This window comes from Candidatus Cryosericum septentrionale (assembly GCF_003570995.1).
Taxonomy (GTDB): domain Bacteria; phylum Caldisericota; class Caldisericia; order Cryosericales; family Cryosericaceae; genus Cryosericum; species Cryosericum septentrionale.
This window is the reverse complement of the sequence record NZ_QXIY01000026.1, coordinates 23849-43313: the sequence shown is the minus strand read 5'-3', so window position 1 is coordinate 43313 and position 19465 is coordinate 23849. Positions and strand designations below refer to the sequence as shown.

Below are 19465 nucleotides of genomic sequence, written 5' to 3'. Positions count from 1 at the left end.
GCGTCGTCACCAAGATTCTGGAGTAGGTAGCTGCCATGCGAGACATCATTACGCTCGAGTGCACAGTGTGCAAGAACCACAACTACACCAGTGTCAAGAACAAAAAGAATGACCCAGACAAGGTGCATGTGAACAAGTACTGTTCGCATTGCAGAAAGCATACGGAACACAAGGAGACAAAGTAACTGCAAGTCCCCAGGTAGGCCCGTAGTTCAACTGGTAGAGCATCGGTCTCCAAAACCGAGTGTTGGGGGTTCGAGCCCCTCCGGGCCTGCCACCTTCCTTTGAGGAGGAACGTGTGAGCAATACAAAGACAGTCAAGCCGGTAGGTATACGCTTCAAAAACTGGATTCGGTCTATTTGGACAGAAATTCGGCATAGGGTCACGTGGCCCCGGCCTCGTGAACTTACGAAGTCCGGAGTGACCATCATCGCCTTCGTTGCATTCTGGGCCATATATATCGGCGCTTGGGACTACTTATTTGCAGCCGCCCTGAAGTGGCTCATCTCATAGGTCTGGATGGGTGAACGTAACTGGTACCTCCTGCACACGTACTCTGGTGCGGAGGAAAAGGCTAGGAACAATCTAGAACAGAAGGTCAAGACGCTGGCTCTCACGGACCGCGTCTTTTCTGTGGTTCTCCCCGTGGACAACAAGGTGATCATCAAGAACGGGGAGCGGAAGGTCAAACAGGAGAAAGTCTACCCGGGGTATCTCGTTGTCGAGATGATCATGGATGACGAGACCTGGAATGTGGTTACGCACACTCCCGGCATTCTGGGATTTGTTGGCAACTATGGAAAGCCCATTCCTCTTTCGGACGAAGAGGTTGAGCGGATTATCAAGAACAGGGTCTCTGAGGAAGAGGCCGTGGCGAAGCTTCACTTCGAAGTTGGCGACACGGTACAGATCATCGGTGGCCCGTTTGATGGGATGCAGGGTAAGGTCGAGAGTATCTCGCCTGAGAAGGAAAAGGCTCGCATCAAGCTCATGATGTTCGGGCGCGAAATGCCAGTCGAGATCGATTTTGGCTTTATCAAGAAGATCTAATAGATCTGAGTTTAGGGGGTAGTATCCGCTATGGCGAAGAAGATCGTAGGGTACGCGCGCGTACAGATTGAGGGAGGGAAGGCAACACCAGCACCGCCTGTTGGTCCGGCTCTTGGTCAGAAGGGCGTTAATATCATGGAGTTCTGCAAGCAGTTCAACGAGAGGACCAAGGACAAGGCTGGTTTGGTCATCCCTGCAGTCATAACTGTGTTCGAAGACAAGTCGTTCACCTTCATCACTAAGACTCCGCCGGCATCGTCTCTTATCAAGAGGGCGATCAAGATTGAGTCTGGATCGGGTGAACCGAACAAGAAGAAGGTTGGTCGTATCACAAAGGCTCAGTTGGCCGAGATCGCCAAGATCAAGATGGAGGACCTCAATACTGCCGACATCGAGGAAGCCATCAAGATCATTGGAGGCTCCGCCAGGAGCATGGGAGTCACGGTCGTCGAGTAACGGATTCATAGCGCACGTGGGAGGAGTTTCTCCACGTAACCACGGAGGTAATTCATGAGCAAGAAGGGAAAGAAGTATCAGGAAGTAGCAAAGCTGGTCGACCATGCCAAGATCTACACATTGGATGAGGCTGTCGAGTTGCTCCCCAAATTGAGGACTGCCAAATTCGATGAGACGATCGAGGTCTGCATGAAGCTCAACGTCGATCCGAAACAGGCTGACCAAAACGTTCGTGGCGTCGTGACACTTCCGGCCGGCACGGGCAAGACTGTCAGGGTTGCCGTGTTTACCAAGGGTGACAAGACTGCTGATGCTCAGGAGGCAGGCGCCGACTTCGTGGGTGGCGAGGAACTCGTCGAGAAGATCAAGGGCGGCTGGCTGGACTTCGACGTCGCAATCGCAACCCCGGACATGATGGCGACGCTTGGAAAGGTAGCCCGTGTGTTGGGACCACGCGGATTGATGCCCAACCCGAAGGCGGGCACAGTGACACTGGAAGTAGGGAAGGCTGTTCGCGAGTTCAAGGCCGGCAAGATCGAGTTCCGTGTTGACAAGATCGGTACGGTACACTGCCCTCTTGGCAAGTCGAGCTTCGCTCCTGCTGCCATCAAGGAGAACTTCATGTCTCTTTTTGAAGCGATCCAGAAAGCTCGTCCTTCCTCGGTCAAGGGAACTTACCTTGGCAAGACCTATATGTCGCTCACCATGAGCCCGGCAATCCGACTGGACACGAGCAAACTTTAGAGTACACTTCTACTACAACTAGTAGCCCAAGACAGCGAGCGGGGTTCATCCCCTCAATCTTGCCCGCCGAGGCGTTTGCGCTTGTTGATCATGTGCAATACGGCTCTCTGTCTTTGGCAGAGAGCTTTTCTTTTCTATGCAAAGAGGAGGTGAAACATGCTAACTAAGGATCAGAAGAAACAACTTGTGGATGACCTTGTCAAGCAACTGAAAGAGTCGGAGTCCATCGTTTTCGTGGGCTACGAGGGGCTGAAGGCGTCATTCGTTGCGAACGAACGCAAGAGGCTGACGAAGCAAGGTATTGAGTATGTTGTTGTCAAGAATACTCTCCTCGAGCGGGCCATGAAGGAAGTCGGCCTGACGTTGCCCGAGTCTCTGTTCACACAGATGACGGCTATCGGACTCGGCAAGACCGATCCATCCATTCTGGCAAAGGCTCTGTTCAAGAAGCCGACTGGCAAGCCTGGTGAACAACGCTTCGTAGTCAAGGGCGCAATCGTTGACGGGAGCTTTTTCGACGAGCCGATGGTCGAGCGTCTCGCGCTGTTGCCGACCAGGGACGAACTTATTGCTCAGGTGTGCCGCGGCATGAACGGGCCAGTTACAGGGCTAGCCATGGCACTGAAGCAAATTGTAAGCAGTATTGCCTATGCACTTGACAAAGTCCGTGAGCAGAAGGCTCAGGTCACACCGCAAGCATAATATCATTCAATAGGAGGAATGACATGACCAAAGAAGAAATCCTTTCAGTTATCGAGAGCATGACCGTTCTTGACCTTGCTGATCTCGTCAAGATGATCGAAGAGAAGTTCGGCGTTTCGGCTGCAGCCCCAGTTGCTGTTGCTGTTGCTGCCCCAGCCGCCGTTGTCGAAGTCAAGACCGAGTTTGACGTTATCCTCAAGACCGTTGGCGAGAAAAAGATCGAGGTCATCAAGGTTGTCCGCGAGATCACGGGCCTCGGCCTCAAGGAGTCCAAGGACGTCGTCGATGGCGCTCCGAAGCCCGTCAAGGAGCACATCCCCGAGAAGGAAGCCAACGAGATCAAGGCCAAGCTCGAGGCTGCAGGCGCTACCGCCGAGGTCAAGTAGTCTCTATAGAATCTCTGCAACAAATGTCCGCGCGGCGCTGACGCGTTGCTGGACATCAAGGGCAGCTGCCTCGGCAGCTGCCCTTTCTGCATATATACCGAAGACAGCACTCCCTGAACCGCTGAGACCGGCGAGAATGGCGCCACTTGCGAGGAGCATGCTGCGGATGCTCAGGAAACTGGCTGTGTTTTCGCCGAGAGTTGTCTCAAAGGAGTTCAGGCGCATCCCATCAGAGCCTCCGAGTGATATACGTGTGCGAAGGATTTTGATGACGGAGTTCAGGTCGACCGTGGGTTCGACTTCTGATGCCCCTTCTCTGGTGATGGCATCGTCGAGAGCCGCATAGGCGCGCCTGGTATCGATGCGGAAGGTTGGAAGAGCGATGCAGCACCACAGGGGAGGAAGCGGGGAGATCGGGTCCACGATCTCTCCCGTGCCGTGCACGATGCACGCACCTGACTGGACGAAGAACGGGACATCAGAACCGAGCGAGCTCGCCAGGGCAACGAGCTGATCGTGGCCGAGGGGAAACCCATAGAGCTGGTTCAGCGCGAGCAGTGCTGCTCCTGCATCACCGCTGCCCGCACCGAGGCCGGTCTTTTCGGGGATTCGTTTCTCCAGGTAGGCGGAAATCTGAAGTGTGCGACGCCCGTGGAGTAGCTGGATGGCGCTGTTGAAGGCAGCCCAGGCTTGCTGCACAGAGTTGTGTGGAACCAGGTCAGGACGATTAGAGGTGAGATGGAACTCCGCGGACGATGAGGGAAACGCGTCGAAGTGGAGTCGATCGCCTGTTGCGACGCTCAGGAAGAGCGACTCCAGTTCATGAAGCGCTTGACCGTCTCGTCTGGGTAGCACGCGCAGCCAGGCATTGACCTTGATCCTTGTGTCGACACGAACGTGCTGTGCGTTATCACTAGCACATTGTTTATTCCAATCGCTCATACATTGAAGTATAGCGGTGAACCCATCGACGTGTATCACCCGGACGTGAGACTGGGCCCCATGTGGGTCACGGAGTTGGTCCTGTCACTGAGATGCCTACCGGATACCGTCGGAGAGTGTCGGAGGGGGAACCGTGGGCTTGACAGGAACATTCCGCTCCGCTACTATCTTTTTAGTATGTTGTTCAACATTACTCGACGTCCGGACGAGTTTGCCTTGCAGCAGAGTTGATGGATGCAAAGTGGCTGGCAGGCGTCGAGGGTGCGGTCTACCTGAAGTTCGGCAGTGAATCTATCACTGGAGTTTCGAAACAGGGAGGTTAGACAATGCCTTATTGGTTCTGGTGGATCGTCATCGGTATCGTCGCAGGTTGGCTTGCGGGGCTAGTCATGAAAGGCAGCGGTTATGGCTTGCTCGGCGATTTGATCATCGGTGCGATCGGCGGCTTGATCGGTGGATACGTGTTCGGGTTGCTGAAAATCAAGAGTAGCGGACCGCTTGGAGCCCTGATTACGGCAACGGTGGGCGCGATACTGCTGATCGTCGTGGTGCGGGCCATAAGGGGCGCAAGCAGATAGTCTGCTGAAAAGCCGAACAATCACCTGCACCGGAGCTGGCGGGTGGGCCGAATTTCAACGGAGAACCATCACCGCCGACTCGGCTGCTAGCTCCTCATCGGCTGTTTTCTCCAGCGCATTGACGATCTGTCGCTTGTTCTGAGTGGACCGATGTCGCTTTTCTTATTGGCTTCAATCAGGGATTTTTCCTGAAGGGCCTTGTGATAGAAAAGAAACAAGACCCTGAGGGGGATATCCCCCTCAGGGTCTTGCGTTAAGCAGGCAACGTCAACGCCGAAAGGTTCAATTCTGGCTCCCCGAGTAGGACTCGAACCTACAACCCCCGGATTAACAGTCCAGTGCTACCACCGTTGAGCTATCGGGGAACACAATAGTAATTGTAGTGTTGGCAGCTCGTATGTCAAGATGTCGACTGTCAATCAGGACTGAGAGGGCGACCGTCTTCGATTCGACGACGTGCGATGCCGGATGACATTGCCATCGTTGTGCATGTCCTCTTCGCTCATCCCATTCTCCTTGGCAATCATGTCCTTCAGCTTGCGCTTGGCTTTGGCCTCAATCTGGCGGATGCGTTCACGCGTGACCTGGAACATTGTGCCGACTTCTTCCAGAGTGTGCTCGTATTCACCCTGAAGGCCCTCTCTGTAGATGAGGATCTTCTTCTCGCGTTCCGGGAGCGTCTCGAGGATACGTTCCAGCTGTTCTTTGTAATACTTGTTGAAGGTTTCCTTCTCAGGAGAAGGGCTCTTCTCGTCCTCAATGAAGTTCTCCAGACGACTCTCTTCCTCATCCCCGACGGTGTTCTCGAGAGACAGTGGCTGTTGCCCGAGGCGCAGATACCGTATGATCTTCTTGACGGGAATGCCCATGGCGGTGGCGAGCTCTTCTTTGGTTGGCTCTCGCCCGTGTTCCTGCAGGAAACCCTTCTTGATCTTGTCGATCTTGTTGAGGTTCTCGACCATGTGTACCGGAACCCGGATCAGGCGTGACTGGTCAGCCAGCGCACGCGTCATCGACTGCCGAATCCACCACGTGGCATACGTGGAGAATCGGAATCCACGCTTGTAGTCGAACTTCTCGACAGCCCTGATAAGCCCAAGATTGCCCTCTTCGACCAGGTCAAGGAAGGACAGGCCGCGACCCGTGTACTTCTTTGCGATACTGACGACCAGACGAAGGTTGGCTTCGATAAGCTGGCGCCGCGCCTCCATGTCGCCCTGCATAACGCTTTTGCCCAGTGACTTCTCCTGATCCGGTGTCAACAGCGGAACGCGGCCGATATCGCTCAGATAGGATTGGATCGGGTTCTGCTCCTCCTGAGTCGTAACGCGGATGATCGAGGGGATGGAAGGCGCTGCTATCGCTTTCTTGGCTGTGGATTTGACGAAGCGGGGAGTACCGAAGACGATTCCCTCGAAGTCCATCCGCTCATAGAAGACGTCGAGTTCTTCGACGGAGAGGTCGTGTTTTTCCAGTGCGTTCATGACGGTCTCGTAGTCCAGGACGCCCGCTTGGCGGGCGCTGCCCAGCAGCTTGACCAGCTCACGTTTCTTGGGGAGCGGCGGTTCTGTGGCAGGGCCTTCTTCGTGCGAGTTTTCCTCTTCCAGATCTAGGTCGGCTTCGTGCCCTTCCTTATCGACCGATTTTTTCCCCTTCTTCGGGGCCTTGGCTTTGGGAAGGCGCCTCACGTGAGGAGCCGCCTCCGACGGTTCGGCCACGGCAACGGTCGCGGGGCTCTTCTCAGACGGCTTGACGCGTTTTGCCTTGGGGGCGGTCTTGGACAGGGCTGCTGCCTCTGTCAGTTTCTTGTGCGGGATTCGTAACGCCTTGGCCGGATGAGCCTCTTCCTGAACCTCGGTCTTGCGTGCCGCATGCTTCTTCTCTGCCATCATCCACCCCTTTCATGAGCTACGGAGCCATCTCCCGGTGTCACGGCAGACGACCCCGATCGCAGCCTGCTGGCTGCATCTCTTACTCCCTGATAGCTTAGCTTGTGTTCTTCAAGACTCCATCGACCAACCAGAGCCGCAGCTTCCGGTCCGAGTTGTGCAACCAGCGAGGGCACCAGAGCCGCTTTCCCAGAGGTTTCGCGGCGCAGTACGCTGAGAATCTCCTGACAGGCTTCGTCCTGCAACGACAGTCCATCGAGGAGTGGCGAGAGCTCCGAAAGCCGGTCGAGATTGTGTATCAGGCCATGGACGACTTCCTGCTCAAGCACGGAGCGCGTGCTCTGGAGAGACCCCCCTGTGGGAATTCTCGAGTGTCCTAGGCTCTTGCGCGGGAGTCTCCACGGATCGGCGACCGCAGGCTGTTCGACGCGCGTGCGGCCCTTGTGGTAGATTGCGAGAACCTCTTCCTCACGAACATCGACCCGGCGCGCAATCTGGGTAAGAAGCTGAGTTCTGAGCAGTGAGTCCTGCATGCCGTCCACGGACTCCATCATTTCCTGCACAAATGCCCTTCGACCGCTTACTGAGTTCATGTCCCTGCCCACGACGGCAGCATCGAGCAGAAAATCGCCCACGGATATTGCCTGGTCCAGGGCGACCTGGTACTGACCCTTTCCCCCAGGTTCGCGCAGCAGTTCATCTGGGTCCTTTGCCCCCTCCACCCTGACCACGGCTACGTCCAGCCCGGTTCGGTCGGCTATGGAGAGTGCAAGTCGAGCGGCGCGCTGGCCGGCTTCGTCGCTGTCGAAATTGAGCAGAACGCGAGAGGCGCTCCGTTTCAGAAGGGTACCCTGTTCCTCTGTGAATGCCGTACCCAGCGAGGCAACAGTATTGGTGAAACCTGCGGCGTGCAGAGCGATAGCGTCCATGTATCCCTCGACGACGACAGCCGTCCCGGTTTCACGTATGGACGGCTCAGCCAGAGGGAGCGCGTAAAGCGTCCTTCTCTTGGCGAACAGCGGAGTCTCGGGGCTGTTCGTGTACTTGGGCATCGACCCGTCGATGGCTCGTCCACCAAATGCGATGATATTGCCGATGCTGTCCCAGATTGGGAACATCAGTCGGTGGGCAAAAGGTGAGAACGAGTGCCCTTCATGCCGTTGTACGATACCGGTGCGTGCGAGGCTATCCTCATCAATCCCGTGGTCCGCACACCACTTGACGAGGCTGTCCGTGTTGCGGGGGCAGTAGCCCAGACAGAAGTGCTTCACTGTCTCAGAACTGAGTCCGCGACTTCTGACATATTCCTGGCACTCAGCTGCTTGAGAGCTCTGCAACGCAGCAGCAAACGCGGTCGCGACGAGCTTGAGCGTTTGCAGGAGCTCCTGACGCTCCCGTGACGCCGCCGTGGACATATGCCATGGCGGCAGCTCGACATGGAACTCCTTGGACACGACCTCGATTGCCTCTGGAAGTGACACGTTGTGCACCTTGCGCACAAACGTCAGCATGTCTCCGGATGCCTTGCAGCCAAAGCAGTAGAACATGTTCTTGTCGGGACTGACCGTGAATGACGGCGTTTTCTCATGATGAAAAGGGCAGAGGCCCACATAGTTGCGACCCTGTTTGCGCAGTTTGACATAGTGGCCAATGACGTCAAGGATGCCAATCTTGGTGTCTATGTCGGCGATGTATTCTTTGTATTCCATGTGTGGGTGACTACCATCTAGGTATACGAGAGAGGAGGCCGGAATCGTTCCCGGCCTCCTCACATACATACCACAATCGGTTCTCTAAGCCTGGCTAGACGTAGATGTGCGGCATCACCAGGTCTGTTCCTACCTTGAGCGCCATACGGTCCGTCATCGAGGCAATATAGTCCGTCACGATCCGTGCCGTGCCCTGGAGGTCTCCACGGAACATGGAAACCGGATCATTTGACTCGCAGGTCATGGGGTGCTCTCGCAGATAGGGCTCCATACGCCTCATGTCCTCCATGCAGAAGTCGAAAATGCGGGACAGCAGGTCACGTGCTTTCCCTTCCTCGCGTTTTGGTTCCGAATGCATGTATACCGTGTCTTTCAGGAACAGCATCAGGCCGTCCATGGCCTCCTGTATGGGTCGACTCATGACGATTTCGCCTGCGATGGAGCTGGACCTGATGATGTCCAGCACCATCGTATCAAGGCGTTGCGAATAGAAGCTGCCCAGTGCCTCCATGGTCATCGTCGGGACGTCGGTCGCATCGATGATCCCGGCGTGTATGGCGTCATCGAGGTCGTGGTTGACATAGGCGACTCTGTCGCAGAGTCTCACGATCTGTCCCTCCAGAGTCTGTGGGCTCCGCATGTCCTCGAGCTTGCTCATTTCTTCAAGCCCCTTGCTGTGAGAGGCGATGCCGTTGCGGGTCTCATAGGTGAGATTGAGTCCAAAGAGTACGTCACCGTGTTCACGCTCACGACGCTCTAGTGTGTCGACCACGCGGAGGCTCTGTAGTGCGTGCTCGAATCCCAAACCGGGGTCAATACTCTTCAACTTTACGTCTAGGACAGCTTCTCCAGTGTGTCCGAATGGCGCATGACCAAGGTCGTGTCCCAGTGCAATCGCTTCGACGAGATCCTCGTTGAGACCGAGAGCGTCACACACTGAGCGCGACAGCTGCGCGACCTCGAGGGTATGTGTGAGCCTCGTACGTATCTCATCGCCCTTGGGAGCCATGAACACCTGTGTCTTGTACTGGAGCCTGCGGAATGCCCTCGAGTGAATGATGCGGTCGCGGTCTTTCTGGAATGGGGATCGGATGTTGTCATCGCCTTCGGGCAAGACTCGCCCCTTGCTGGCAATGCCAAAGGCTGCTCCCTGAGAGAGCAGCCTTTCTTCCCTATCCCTGTAGTTCGTGATAGGTAGCATGTATGAGAATTCTGTGCTAGCTGGCGGCCGGCCTGTTCTTGATGACGGCCTGCGCGGCTGCAAGGCGCGCGATGGGGACTCGTGGTGCCGAGCACGAGACGTAGTCGAGCCCGGAGGTGTGGCAGAAGTCGATCGAATCAGCCTCACCCCCCTGTTCTCCGCAGATACCGATTTCAATGCCGGGGTTCGTCTGGCGGCCAAGGACCACCGCGATGCGGATGAGCTTGCCCACGCCTTTCCGGTCGATGGTCTGGAATGGGTCGACGTCCAGGATCTTCGACTCGAGGTAGGCCGGCAGGAATGTGCCTGCGGCGTCATCACGGCTATAGGCATACGTCGTCTGAGTGAGGTCGTTGGTGCCAAAGCTGAAGAAGTCGGCGTACTCGGCGATCTCGTCTGCGGTCAGGCATGCGCGCGGTACTTCGACCATGGTGCCAATCTTCACAGCTACCTTGATGCCCTCGCGCTTGAACACCTTGTCGAGCTCTTCCTGAACCAGCGGCTTGAGTACCTTGATCTCATTGACGTGCCCGACAAGGGGGAGCATGATCTCGGGCATCGGGTGCAATCCTCGCTTGACCAGTGCGGCAGTTGCCTCGGCGATTGCACGGACCTGCAGCTGGTAAATGTCGGGATACACGATTCCAACGCGGCAGCCGCGGAACCCAATCATCGGGTTGAACTCCTTCAGCTCGTTGTACCGCTTCATGACCTTCTGCAGATAGGCGATGCGTGCTTCGTCGTGAGCTGTTTCTGCCTCGGCCATTTCCCCGGTGAGTCGGTCCATCTGGGGAAGGAACTCGTGGAGAGGCGGGTCCAGCAGGCGGATGATGACCGGGAAACCATCCATGGCCTCAAGGATCTTCTCGAAGTCCTCGCGCTGCATGGGAAGCAGTTTCTCGAGGGCGGGAGTGCGCTCTTCGAGCGAACCCGCGATGACCAGCTCTTGCATGAGGGGCAGACGCTCGGGGTCGTTGAACATACGCTCCGTGCGACACAAGCCAATGCCCTCTGCACCAAAAGCGCGTGCCTTGTGGGCATTCGCGGGCGTGTCTGCATTGGCACGCACGCCGAGACGGCGAATGCCGTCTGCATAACCAAGCAAGGTCGCAAGTTCGGCCGTCTGCTCGACATCCACCATTGGGGCCTGACCTAGGATGACTTCGCCAGTGGTGCCGTTCACCGTGATGACGTCGCCTTCGTGGACGCACACACCATTTGCGACGAAGTTTTTTTCGGCGCTGTTGAGCTTTATCTGATCGGCGCCAACCACGCACGGCTTGCCGAGACCACGCGCCACAAGCGCTGCATGCGCCGAGGCGCCACCACGCGTCGTCAGTGTCGCCTGTGCCTTGGAGATACCATCGATGTCCTCGGGAGACGTGTCCTGACGAACAAGAATAACCTTCTCTCCAGCTTCTCCAAGCTCGGCGGCCTTCTTTGACTCAAAGATGACTTTTCCATACCCGGCACCTGGGGAAGCAGGGATTGCCGTGGCAATGACCTGAACCTTGGCCTGCGGGTCTACCTGTGGATGCAGCAGGGTGTCGAGCTGGGTGGGAGTCACCCGCATGACCGCTTCTTCCTTCGTGAGGAGACCCTCGACGACCATGTCGACTGCGACCTTGACGGCTGCGACCGGGCTCCGTTTGGCATTGCGGGTCTGCAGCATGAAGAGCTTGCCACGTTCGACCGTGAACTCCATGTCCTGCATGTCACGATAGTGCTTCTCGAGAAGAAGCGATACTTCGACGAGACGCCTGTACGTTTCGGGCATCTCTGTTTCCATCTCGTCGATGTTCTTTGGCGTGCGAATGCCGGCGACCACATCCTCACCCTGAGCGTTGACAAGATACTCGCCCGAGAAGTGCTTGGCTCCGGTGGAATTGTCACGGGTGAAACAGACGCCCGTTGACGAGTCGCTGCCCATGTTGCCGAAGACCATGGACTGAACCGTGACGGCTGTGCCGATGAGACCGTCGATTTTCTCGATCTTGCGGTAGGTGATGGCTCGCTCGGTATTCCATGAGCGGAATACGGCACCTACTGCCCCGAGCAACTGCTCCATCGGGTCCTGCGGGAAGGGCTTGCCGGTCTTCTCCTGGACAAGCGCGAAGTATTTCTGAACCAAGGCCTTCAGGCTGTCGATGGACAGGTCTGTATCCAGCGTGACTCCCTGAAGCTGCTTCTGCTCTGCAAGTATGGTCTCGAAGTCGTTGTGCTCGATACCCAGCACGACATTGCCATACATCTGCGTGAATCTGCGGTAGGAGTCCCAGGCGAAGCGCGGGTTCCCAGTCAGAGTCGCAAGGCCTTCAACGGTCTCGATGTTGAGTCCGAGGTTGAGGATCGTGTCCATCATGCCTGGCATTGAGACTGCCGCACCTGAGCGGACGGACACGAGCAGCGGGTTCTGCGCTGAGCCAAACTTCTTGCCAAGCTTGCCTTCTAGTCTGGCAAGATGTTCTCTGATCTCATTCCTCAGAGTCTCAGGGATGTCGCCGACCTTGAGGTACTCGGGGCACATCTCAGTCGAAATCGTGAAACCGGGAGGTACGGGAAGCCCGATTTTTGTCATCTCTGCGAGGCCTGCTCCCTTTCCTCCGAGGATGGTCTTCATCTCCTTGCTGCCTTCTTCGAAATCGTAGACAAATTTCCGCTGGTCCATGGTTCCTCCTGTCAGGCCTAGGTTAGCTTGGAATAGTCGCAAACAAGCCCAAGTATATACTTCAGGTAGCACAAAAGCAATAAGCGTGCGCTTCGCACTCGTTCGTCGGTGGCCATAACGAGGATGCGGTCAAAGAAAGCCGTGACGGGAACGGCGAGTTCCTCGCATGTCCGGATGGCCTCCGGATACTTCCGCGCTGCCAGGAACAGAAGAATTCGCGGTGCAGCAGCCTCGGCCGCCCGTCTAAGCACAAGTTCCTCGGGATCCGTCAGCAGCAAGTCTGCAGGCAGGCTCGTCGCAGCAGGAAGCCCCTTGGTGATGTTCTGTATCCTGCGATGGCTGTCCGCAAGGGTCACGAGTACGGCGTCGTCGGCCGCTTCATGCAGCGCCTGCATGCGTTCGGGAATGGAACCCAGTTCGACGACTGGGAGATTTTCAAGCGGCGCGTATTCCTTGGTCAGCTGTTTCTCCTTGAAATACTGAGTAATGCGTCCTTTCAGGTAGTCCAAGACTCTCTGCTGCAGGTCTTCAGGATGTGGCAGGGACCCAGTAGCCTGATACCCCTCGACCGCTTTCTTCACAAGAGTCTCCAAGTCCATAGACTCACGTGACTCGACGATTGTGCGAACGATGCCGTTGCCTGCACGCCGGAGGCCGTAGGGGTCTTCTGACCCGGAAGGGTTGAAACCGGTACCAAGGATGCCTGTGAGAGTGTCAACCTTGTCGATGACTCCGAGCAGTCGCCCGACCTTCGTCGCTGGAATGTCTTCAGAAGGAGAGCGAGGCATGTACTGCTCACGAATGGCGGATACAATGTCTGGTGAACCGCCGGCACGCGAGAGATAGACGCCGCCGATTTCCCCTTGGAGCGATGTATACTCCTTCACCATGCTGGTAGCAAGATCTGCTTTGGAGAGGTGGACTGCAGCGGCGAGCGTTGTTTCCTCTTCCGGCCTCACCGAAGCGTACACGGTCGCGCAGGCTGCCAGTCGCTCGAGCCGCAGAGTTTTGGTGGCCATGGTGCCGAGCTTATCCATGAAAATCAAGGTATCCAGCCGGCCCACATATGCCTCCAGAGGCACACGCATGTCTTCCTGGATGAAGAAGGCTGCATCCAGAAGACGGGCATTGGCGACGCTCTCATTGCCTCGTCGCACGGTGTCGATGAAGTCGGTAAGGCCGTTGCGCACGCTCAGGAAGTGTGGAACGACGTTCTCGTTCTGGTCGTACACCAGGAAGGAATGCATCTGTTGCTGGAGCACAGAACGGACGACGCTTTCAGGGAGCTCGGTAGCTGTTTTCGGGAGGTCTCCCAGGAAGACGGACGGGTATTCAACGAGGTTCACGACCTCGTTCAGAAGATCGCCCATATTGTCTCCGAGCTTGAAGCCAAGAGGCTTCAACAGCTTGTCTGCCTGTTTTTCGATCAGGTGGCGGCGTTCGGCGGGATCGACGATGACGAATGCTTCGCGCAGCCGTCGCATATAATCTTCTGGTGATGTCACCGTTATTGGTTTCGGCTTGCCGACGCGCAGGCCAAAGGTCGTGTTTGAGCTCTGCACTCCGGCTATTTCCCAGTGAAGGACTTCGACGCCGAGCAGCGCGAGCAATCCGCGAATGGGGCGCGCAAACTGGAACCCGGACTCCTCCCAATGCATCATCTTAGGAAACGTGATTTCGTGGGGCAGGCGAGGGAGAAAGGCCTCGACGAGCTCAGAGGACTTCTGCCCCGCAACCGTTTTCCGGACGTAGACGTATGACTTGCCGGCGACGTCCACGGCGTAGGTGTCGGCAGGATCCACGCCCTGCCCCCTGCAGAAGCCCAGCAGAGCCGGCGTGGGATTTCCTTCAGCATCATAGCTCGACGCCTTGGCCGGTCCTTTTACTTCCGTGGTTCGGGCGTCCGTCTGCTCCTTGACGTTCTGAGCTAGGACAACAAGCCGCCGTGGCGTGGAGAAGCCACGAACGTCTCCATGCCCCACGAAGGACTCGTCGAGATGTGTTGTGACATGTTCGACCAGTTGTGCCCGAGCGTTGTCCACGAAACGTGCCGGAAGTTCCTCAGTCAAGATCTCGATCAGCAGGTCACTCATGGTTTTCGTTCTCCAGGTAGAGGTTCGCGCAACCGTACGCGAGACGGCGCACGCGGGCAAGATAGGCCATACGCTGAGAAATGCCGACGGTGCCACGGGCGTCAAGGACGTTGAACGTATGTGAGCATTTCAGGAGGTACTCGTAGGCAGGAGTGATGAGTTTCTTGTCGATCATGCGCTGAGACTCCTTTTCGCAGAGGTCGAACATCGTGACAAGTGCCTCGATGTCGGCTTGCTCAAACGAGTAGATACTGTTTTCCCGCTCGACCTGCTGTCGCAAGTCTCCATAGGTGACGCCATCGTGCCATTCCAGTTCGTAGACGTTCTTCTTCTCCTGAACGAACATAGCGAGCCGTTCGAGACCATACGTTATCTCGACTGCCACAACGGGGACTTCCTGGCCGCCTGCCTGCTGAAAGTATGTGAACTGCGTTACTTCCATGCCGTCGAGCCAAACTTCCCAGCCGACGCCCGCAGCCCCGAGTACTGGCGTCTCCCAGTTGTCCTCGACGAACCGGATGTCGTGTTCGGCCGGCTTGAGACCGAGCAGGTAGAGGCTTCGCAGGTACGTGTCCTGGATGTCGGTGGTGGGAGGCTTGACGATGACCTGCAACTGGTGATGCATGTAAAGACGGTTTGGGTTCTCGCCGTACCGACCGTCTGCTGGACGTCGTGATGGTTGTACGTAGACGGCTTTCCAGGGTTTGCGCCCCAGGACTCGCAGGAATGTATATGGGCTCAGCGTGCCCGCTCCTACCTCCTGATCATACGGGAACAGACGCGTGCAGCCTTCGTCTTCCCAAAAGCGCTCCAGCTTGGAAACCATTTCTTCAAAGTTCATGGTATGACTCCTTGGGTTCTTCTCTTATGTCAATGTGAAACAGTGTAGCAGCGTTCTGCGCGAACCGCTCGAAGGCTTGTGTGACGGCCAGTTTGCTGGCAGCAGACCTCAGCAGTCGCAGCGTCAGTGCAATACCCATGAGCGTACGGCGCGCATCGATGCTGCCTTCTCCAGTCCGAAGAAAGCTGACAAGATCCGGAGAGAGGACAACATCTGTTTCAGTTGTCGCGCAGGGGGAACAATGGAAGGCATTGTCTCTCATGGAGAAGTGTACATTCTCGTCCAGTGCGGCTCCACACCGTTCACAATGCAGAGAACTGATACCGAAACCGAGTTCAGTGAGGACATCAAGGGTGAACTGCAGGAAGGCTCTGTCCTCCTCGGCGGCATTCGCCGCGGTGTTGAGCCTCGACAGAGCCGTGACGTACGCTGCAAACAAGCCTGGTTCCACCGAGGATGGCTCAAGAACGCATTCTGCCAGTTGGTTCATTGCCATGCCTTTCAGCGATCTCGACAGAGACGATAGAACACTGGTGTAGACCACCCGTTCCTCCGAACTGACCACAGTCAGAAAGCGGGAGCGGTCGTACAGACGGAGGTAAAGGAGCGAGAAAGGTTCGAACGAGGTTGACCACTTCGCGTCTGGGGCTGCTGCCCCTCGAGCAACAGCCGTGACTTTGCCCAGTTCTCTGGAGAAGAGCACCAAGCGCTTGTCCTTCTCTCCTACCCTCGAAGCATTGAGAATGGAGGCGAGTGTCCAGAGATAGACCATTGAGTGTTACTGCTGTGCCTCCGCAAGAATGGCGGCAGACGCAGAAACCCCGAGGCGGGTCGCCCCCGCATTGAGCATAGCGATGGCAGTGTGAAGATCGCGGATACCTCCTGCGGCCTTCACGCCGATGAGAGGTCCCACGACCTCACGCATCAGCCTGACATCGTCTTCTGTAGTGCCTGCCTTGCTGAAGCCGGTGCTCGTCTTGACAAACCCTGCTCCGGCCGAGACGGCGATGGCACATGCCACTCGTTTCTCCTCATCGGTAAGCAGGCATGTCTCGATAATGACCTTTACGAGAGCATCTCCAGCCGATGCGACAACCGCTCCGATGTCTTGTGCAACTCCGCGGTAGTTTTTCTCCTTGAGCCATCCGATCTGGATGACTGTGTCGATCTCCGACGCTCCCTGGTGGATGGCTAACTCAGTCTCCCGCGCCTTGGCAGCCGACAGAGGCGCGCCAAGCGGAAAGCCCACGACAGATGCCACGCGTACGTTAGACCCATGCAGGGCGGCAGAGGCGGTCTCAACCATGGACGAATTGATACATACCGCCACCGTTCCGAGCTGTATGGCTTCGGCACACAGTCGCTCAATGTCGGCGCAAGTTGCCTCGGGCTTGAGGAGAGTGTGATCCATGAAGCTGGCGAGCTCCTTCCTCGTAATCTGATCGGTATACATTGATTGCCTCCGAGTATTTGAATCTTCCATATTATCGCGTTACTGCGCCAGAAATCAACGGTTTGCGGTGACTAAAAGCTTGACACCAGTATACTTTGCACTACAATTATTGCACGATTAGCAGTCTTGTACTGAGAGTGCTAACATCCAGAGAGTTCAAGGCTGCATGCAGCCAATAGGGCGACAATTAACCGGAGAGCCTACACATGATGAACGGAAGCAGGTGGTATATGGCTGGTGAGGAGCGAGGCACAGAGAAGGATGAGTCCGAACGTGTTCAGTCGGTCCCCCAGGTGCTCTTGGATTCAGCTCCCGACCATGAGGATGGTGTTGGAGGGGAGGCATTGAGAACGCTTGGGTCTAGAATACGGGAGTTGCAGCACGAAATAGAGCGTCTCAACAGCGCCGTTCATGAGGAGCAGATGCTGCGCATTCGCGAACAGGCGACGCTTCAGCGTGACAAGAGTTCCTTCGAAGCCAGAACCAAGTTGGCGCTGTTTCTTGATCTACTTGCAATCGTCGATAGTTTCGACCAGCTCGTGAAGCATGGTGAAGGGACTCAGGACGATTCGAGCCTTCTCGTAGGTTCTCAGGCCGTTCTCGGGCAGCTGAACCAGTTCCTCGCGAGGAACGGAGTCCACAGGCTGGAGGGGTTGGAGGGCAATCCCTATGATTCCGCAACATGCGAAATCGCCCGTGTCGTCACCGATTCTGGTGCGCCCGCCAATACCGTCGTAAGAGTCCTGCGTGACGGCTACAAGCTAGGGGAGATGTTGCTGCGGCCGGCGATGGTGGATGTCGCCTCAGGACCACAGGCAACCGTTGAGAGCAGTGACGCTGGTGAAGACTGATCAGGTTGTTGGGAAGTATTCTAACTAAGTAAGGAGGTTTGTCGAATATGGAAGAGAAGATTATTGGTATAGATCTTGGAACTTCGAATTCTGCAGCAGCTGTCATGGTCGGCGGCAAGCCAACAATCGTGCCGGCGGCGGAAGGCGTCAGCATTGGAGGAAAGGCTGTCCCGTCCTACGTCGCGTTTACCAAAGATGGACAGGTGCTCGTTGGAGAGCCGGCGCGCCGCCAGGCAGCTCTGAACCCCGAGACGACGATTCAGGCCATCAAGCGAAAGATGGGGACCGACTACACGGTCAGCATCTTCGGCAAGACCTATACGCCGCAGCAGATCAGCGGGTTCATCCTTCGCAAGATCAAGAATGACGCCGAAGCTTTCCTTGGGCAGAAGGTATCCAAGGCGGTCATTACCGTACCCGCATACTTCAACGACGCTCAGCGGCAGGCGACTAAGGATGCAGGCGAAATCGCCGGGCTCGAGGTTGTCCGCCTGATCAACGAGCCCACGGCGGCGGCGTTCGCATTCGGACTGGACAAGACGGAAGGAGAGCACAAGATCCTTGTGTTCGATTTCGGCGGCGGAACGCTGGACGTGACTATCATGGAGTTCGGAGGAAACGTTTTCACTGTGAAGTCGACGTCGGGTGACACGCAGCTGGGCGGAACCGACATGGACAATGCGCTTCTCAACTACGTCGCCGATGACTTCCACAGTCAGAACGGTATCGATCTCCGTGTCGACAAAATGGCCATGCAGCGGCTTCGTGAAGGAGTGGAAAAGGCCAAGGTCGAACTCTCGACGACCTTCGAGACGACCATCAACCTGCCCTTTATCACTGCAGACGCGAGTGGCCCAAAGCACCTGGTCATGCCGATTACCCGTGCCAAGCTCGAGTCTCTGGTCCAGCCCATTATCGACAGGTGCCGCGAGCCGGTCAACCGTGCTGTTGCCGATGCCGGTCTCACCCCGCAGCAGATCGACAACATCATCCTTGTCGGTGGCCCGACCAGGATGCCGATTGTTCAGAAGTTTGTGGAGAGTTACTTTGGCAAGACCCCCGAGCGCGGCGTCGATCCCATGGAGTGCGTTGCCATGGGTGCTGCGATCCAGGGTGGCATCATGGGCGGCGAAGTCAAAAGTGGCATGGTCCTGGTCGATGTGACCCCCCTCACGCTCGGCATCGAAACGCTCGGCGGCGTCGTTACGGAGATGATCAAGCGCAATACCGCCGTGCCTATCTCCAAGACCCAGATCTTTACCACGGCGAGTGACAGTCAGACACAGGTGGAGATCCACGTCTTGCAGGGCGAGCGGCCGATGGCAAAAGACAACATGTCGCTGGGACGCTTCATCCTCGACGGAATTGCTCCCGCGCGCCGTGGCGAACCACAGATTGAGGTCAGCTATGACATCGATGCAAATGGTATCGTGCACGTCACTGCCAAGGACAAGGCGACTGGCAAGGAACAGCACATTACCATTGAGAATGCGACAAAACTGAAGGATGACGAGATTGAGCGGATGAAGCGCGAGGCGGAGCAGTTCGCCGACCAGGACAAGCGAGTCAAGGAAGAAGTCGAGCTCAAGAACCGCGCGGATCAGGTTGTGTTCAGCGGACGCAAGACGCTGACAGAGAACGCGGCCAGGATCTCTCCCGACGTCAAGGCAGAGGCAGAGAAGAAACTCACTGAACTTGAGGACTTGGTACGTGACAACAAGACCTCGGACATCGAAGCGAAGATCGACGAAGTGAACACTGCGTTCTCCAAGGTTACCGAGGACTTGCAGCATCAGGCTGGCCAGCAGGGGCCGGCAGCTGCTCAGGAGAATCAATCTGAGGCTCAGCAGCCCCCGCAGGACGGACAAACCGTCGAGGGTCAAGGGACTCCGAAGCAATAA

Annotated in this window: 19 protein-coding genes, 2 tRNA genes and 1 other annotated feature; of the genes, 11 read left to right on the top strand and 10 right to left on the bottom strand. The window is 56.6% G+C overall.

The features are described 5' to 3' along the window. The first annotated feature begins 35 nt into the window (after nucleotides 1-35). From rpmG to rplL, 8 genes are all read left to right on the top strand, one after another. On the top strand, nucleotides 36-185 hold the full coding sequence (rpmG, locus tag SMC1_RS06190; RefSeq protein ID WP_119085910.1) for a 50S ribosomal protein L33: 150 nt from the start codon (nucleotides 36-38) through the stop codon (nucleotides 183-185). A 16-nt stretch (nucleotides 186-201) separates the two neighbouring features. Next, nucleotides 202-277, top strand: a tRNA-Trp gene (locus SMC1_RS06185). After that, nucleotides 245-514, top strand: a complete 270-nt coding sequence (gene secE, locus SMC1_RS11265; RefSeq protein WP_119085909.1) for a preprotein translocase subunit SecE — start codon at nucleotides 245-247, stop codon at nucleotides 512-514. The genes SMC1_RS06185 and secE overlap by 33 nt, the downstream gene beginning before the upstream one ends. 6 nt (nucleotides 515-520) lie before the next feature. Continuing rightward, nucleotides 521-1051, top strand: coding sequence for a transcription termination/antitermination protein NusG (nusG, locus tag SMC1_RS06175; RefSeq protein WP_119085908.1), 531 nt, complete (start codon nucleotides 521-523; stop codon nucleotides 1049-1051). Nucleotides 1052-1081: 30 nt separating this feature from the next. Beyond that, complete coding sequence (rplK, locus tag SMC1_RS06170) at nucleotides 1082-1507, top strand: 50S ribosomal protein L11 (protein WP_119085907.1); 426 nt, start codon at nucleotides 1082-1084, stop codon at nucleotides 1505-1507. Between the two features lie 54 nt (nucleotides 1508-1561). After that, nucleotides 1562-2251, top strand: coding sequence for a 50S ribosomal protein L1 (gene rplA / locus SMC1_RS06165; RefSeq protein WP_119085906.1), 690 nt, complete (start codon nucleotides 1562-1564; stop codon nucleotides 2249-2251). A gap of 7 nt (nucleotides 2252-2258) precedes the next feature. Next, nucleotides 2259-2391, top strand: a sequence feature (ribosomal protein L10 leader region). A 16-nt stretch (nucleotides 2392-2407) separates the two neighbouring features. Then, complete coding sequence (gene rplJ, locus SMC1_RS06160; protein ID WP_119085905.1) at nucleotides 2408-2953, top strand: 50S ribosomal protein L10; 546 nt, start codon at nucleotides 2408-2410, stop codon at nucleotides 2951-2953. Between the two features lie 23 nt (nucleotides 2954-2976). Next, entirely contained in the window at nucleotides 2977-3339 is a 363-nt protein-coding gene (rplL, locus tag SMC1_RS06155) for a 50S ribosomal protein L7/L12 (RefSeq protein ID WP_119085904.1), read from the top strand. Nucleotides 3340-3342: 3 nt separating this feature from the next. Here the strand turns inward: rplL and SMC1_RS06150 are convergent, their stop codons facing one another. After that, the gene (locus tag SMC1_RS06150) at nucleotides 3343-4194 is read right to left on the bottom strand and encodes a 4-(cytidine 5'-diphospho)-2-C-methyl-D-erythritol kinase (RefSeq protein ID WP_207799329.1); all 852 of its coding nucleotides are present in this window, start codon (nucleotides 4192-4194) and stop codon (nucleotides 3343-3345) included. Nucleotides 4195-4607: 413 nt separating this feature from the next. Here SMC1_RS06150 and SMC1_RS06145 point away from each other — a divergent pair, with 413 nt between their 5' ends. Further along, nucleotides 4608-4859, top strand: a complete 252-nt coding sequence (locus tag SMC1_RS06145) for a GlsB/YeaQ/YmgE family stress response membrane protein (protein WP_119085902.1) — start codon at nucleotides 4608-4610, stop codon at nucleotides 4857-4859. Nucleotides 4860-5148: 289 nt separating this feature from the next. Here SMC1_RS06145 and SMC1_RS06140 read toward each other — a convergent pair. The 9 genes from SMC1_RS06140 to deoC all read right to left on the bottom strand — a co-directional run bounded on the left by SMC1_RS06140 (nucleotide 5149) and on the right by deoC (nucleotide 16713). Beyond that, nucleotides 5149-5224: transfer RNA gene (locus tag SMC1_RS06140), tRNA-Asn, on the bottom strand. Nucleotides 5225-5278: 54 nt separating this feature from the next. Then, on the bottom strand, nucleotides 5279-6748 hold the full coding sequence (locus tag SMC1_RS06135; RefSeq protein WP_207799328.1) for a sigma-70 family RNA polymerase sigma factor: 1470 nt from the start codon (nucleotides 6746-6748) through the stop codon (nucleotides 5279-5281). Continuing rightward, nucleotides 6748-8457 (bottom strand): DNA primase, encoded by a 1710-nt coding sequence (dnaG, locus tag SMC1_RS06130; RefSeq protein ID WP_165849267.1) that lies wholly within the window; start codon nucleotides 8455-8457, stop codon nucleotides 6748-6750. The genes SMC1_RS06135 and dnaG overlap by 1 nt, the downstream gene beginning before the upstream one ends. Nucleotides 8458-8551: 94 nt before the next feature. Continuing rightward, nucleotides 8552-9658: a deoxyguanosinetriphosphate triphosphohydrolase gene (locus SMC1_RS06125; protein ID WP_119085900.1), complete on the bottom strand. Its 1107-nt coding sequence runs from the start codon at nucleotides 9656-9658 to the stop codon at nucleotides 8552-8554. 16 nt (nucleotides 9659-9674) lie between these two features. Continuing rightward, a complete protein-coding gene (gene ppdK / locus SMC1_RS06120) occupies nucleotides 9675-12326 on the bottom strand; it encodes a pyruvate, phosphate dikinase (RefSeq protein ID WP_119085899.1) in 2652 nt (883 codons plus the stop codon). Between the two features lie 17 nt (nucleotides 12327-12343). Further along, nucleotides 12344-14419 carry a glycine--tRNA ligase subunit beta gene (glyS, locus tag SMC1_RS06115; protein WP_119085898.1) on the bottom strand — a complete coding sequence of 692 codons (2076 nt, stop codon included), beginning with the start codon at nucleotides 14417-14419 and terminating at the stop codon, nucleotides 12344-12346. Continuing rightward, nucleotides 14412-15260 carry a glycine--tRNA ligase subunit alpha gene (locus SMC1_RS06110; RefSeq protein WP_119085897.1) on the bottom strand — a complete coding sequence of 283 codons (849 nt, stop codon included), beginning with the start codon at nucleotides 15258-15260 and terminating at the stop codon, nucleotides 14412-14414. The genes glyS and SMC1_RS06110 overlap by 8 nt, the downstream gene beginning before the upstream one ends. After that, nucleotides 15250-16032, bottom strand: a complete 783-nt coding sequence (gene recO / locus SMC1_RS06105; RefSeq protein WP_119085896.1) for a DNA repair protein RecO — start codon at nucleotides 16030-16032, stop codon at nucleotides 15250-15252. The genes SMC1_RS06110 and recO overlap by 11 nt, the downstream gene beginning before the upstream one ends. Before the next feature lie 6 nt (nucleotides 16033-16038). Then, nucleotides 16039-16713, bottom strand: a complete 675-nt coding sequence (gene deoC / locus SMC1_RS06100; protein WP_119085895.1) for a deoxyribose-phosphate aldolase — start codon at nucleotides 16711-16713, stop codon at nucleotides 16039-16041. 230 nt (nucleotides 16714-16943) lie between these two features. Here deoC and SMC1_RS06095 point away from each other — a divergent pair, with 230 nt between their 5' ends. After that, complete coding sequence (locus SMC1_RS06095) at nucleotides 16944-17564, top strand: nucleotide exchange factor GrpE (protein WP_207799327.1); 621 nt, start codon at nucleotides 16944-16946, stop codon at nucleotides 17562-17564. A gap of 47 nt (nucleotides 17565-17611) precedes the next feature. Further along, nucleotides 17612-19465, top strand: a complete 1854-nt coding sequence (gene dnaK / locus SMC1_RS06090; protein WP_119085893.1) for a molecular chaperone DnaK — start codon at nucleotides 17612-17614, stop codon at nucleotides 19463-19465.

What these genes read in the sequence shown, in the direction of transcription:
- rpmG (WP_119085910.1), top strand. Translation starts at nt 36, where the DNA reads ATGCGAGACATCATTACGCTCGAGTGCACAGTGTGCAAGAACCACAAC.
- nusG (WP_119085908.1), top strand. Translation starts at nt 521, where the DNA reads ATGGGTGAACGTAACTGGTACCTCCTGCACACGTACTCTGGTGCGGAG.
- rplK (WP_119085907.1), top strand. Translation starts at nt 1,082, where the DNA reads ATGGCGAAGAAGATCGTAGGGTACGCGCGCGTACAGATTGAGGGAGGG.
- rplA (WP_119085906.1), top strand. Translation starts at nt 1,562, where the DNA reads ATGAGCAAGAAGGGAAAGAAGTATCAGGAAGTAGCAAAGCTGGTCGAC.
- rplJ (WP_119085905.1), top strand. Translation starts at nt 2,408, where the DNA reads ATGCTAACTAAGGATCAGAAGAAACAACTTGTGGATGACCTTGTCAAG.
- rplL (WP_119085904.1), top strand. Translation starts at nt 2,977, where the DNA reads ATGACCAAAGAAGAAATCCTTTCAGTTATCGAGAGCATGACCGTTCTT.
- SMC1_RS06145 (WP_119085902.1), top strand. Translation starts at nt 4,608, where the DNA reads ATGCCTTATTGGTTCTGGTGGATCGTCATCGGTATCGTCGCAGGTTGG.
- SMC1_RS06135 (WP_207799328.1), bottom strand. Translation starts at nt 6,748, where the DNA reads ATGGCAGAGAAGAAGCATGCGGCACGCAAGACCGAGGTTCAGGAAGAG.
- dnaG (WP_165849267.1), bottom strand. Translation starts at nt 8,457, where the DNA reads ATGGAATACAAAGAATACATCGCCGACATAGACACCAAGATTGGCATC.
- SMC1_RS06125 (WP_119085900.1), bottom strand. Translation starts at nt 9,658, where the DNA reads ATGCTACCTATCACGAACTACAGGGATAGGGAAGAAAGGCTGCTCTCT.
- ppdK (WP_119085899.1), bottom strand. Translation starts at nt 12,326, where the DNA reads ATGGACCAGCGGAAATTTGTCTACGATTTCGAAGAAGGCAGCAAGGAG.
- glyS (WP_119085898.1), bottom strand. Translation starts at nt 14,419, where the DNA reads ATGAGTGACCTGCTGATCGAGATCTTGACTGAGGAACTTCCGGCACGT.
- SMC1_RS06110 (WP_119085897.1), bottom strand. Translation starts at nt 15,260, where the DNA reads ATGAACTTTGAAGAAATGGTTTCCAAGCTGGAGCGCTTTTGGGAAGAC.
- recO (WP_119085896.1), bottom strand. Translation starts at nt 16,032, where the DNA reads ATGGTCTATCTCTGGACACTCGCCTCCATTCTCAATGCTTCGAGGGTA.
- deoC (WP_119085895.1), bottom strand. Translation starts at nt 16,713, where the DNA reads ATGTATACCGATCAGATTACGAGGAAGGAGCTCGCCAGCTTCATGGAT.
- SMC1_RS06095 (WP_207799327.1), top strand. Translation starts at nt 16,944, where the DNA reads ATGGCTGGTGAGGAGCGAGGCACAGAGAAGGATGAGTCCGAACGTGTT.
- dnaK (WP_119085893.1), top strand. Translation starts at nt 17,612, where the DNA reads ATGGAAGAGAAGATTATTGGTATAGATCTTGGAACTTCGAATTCTGCA.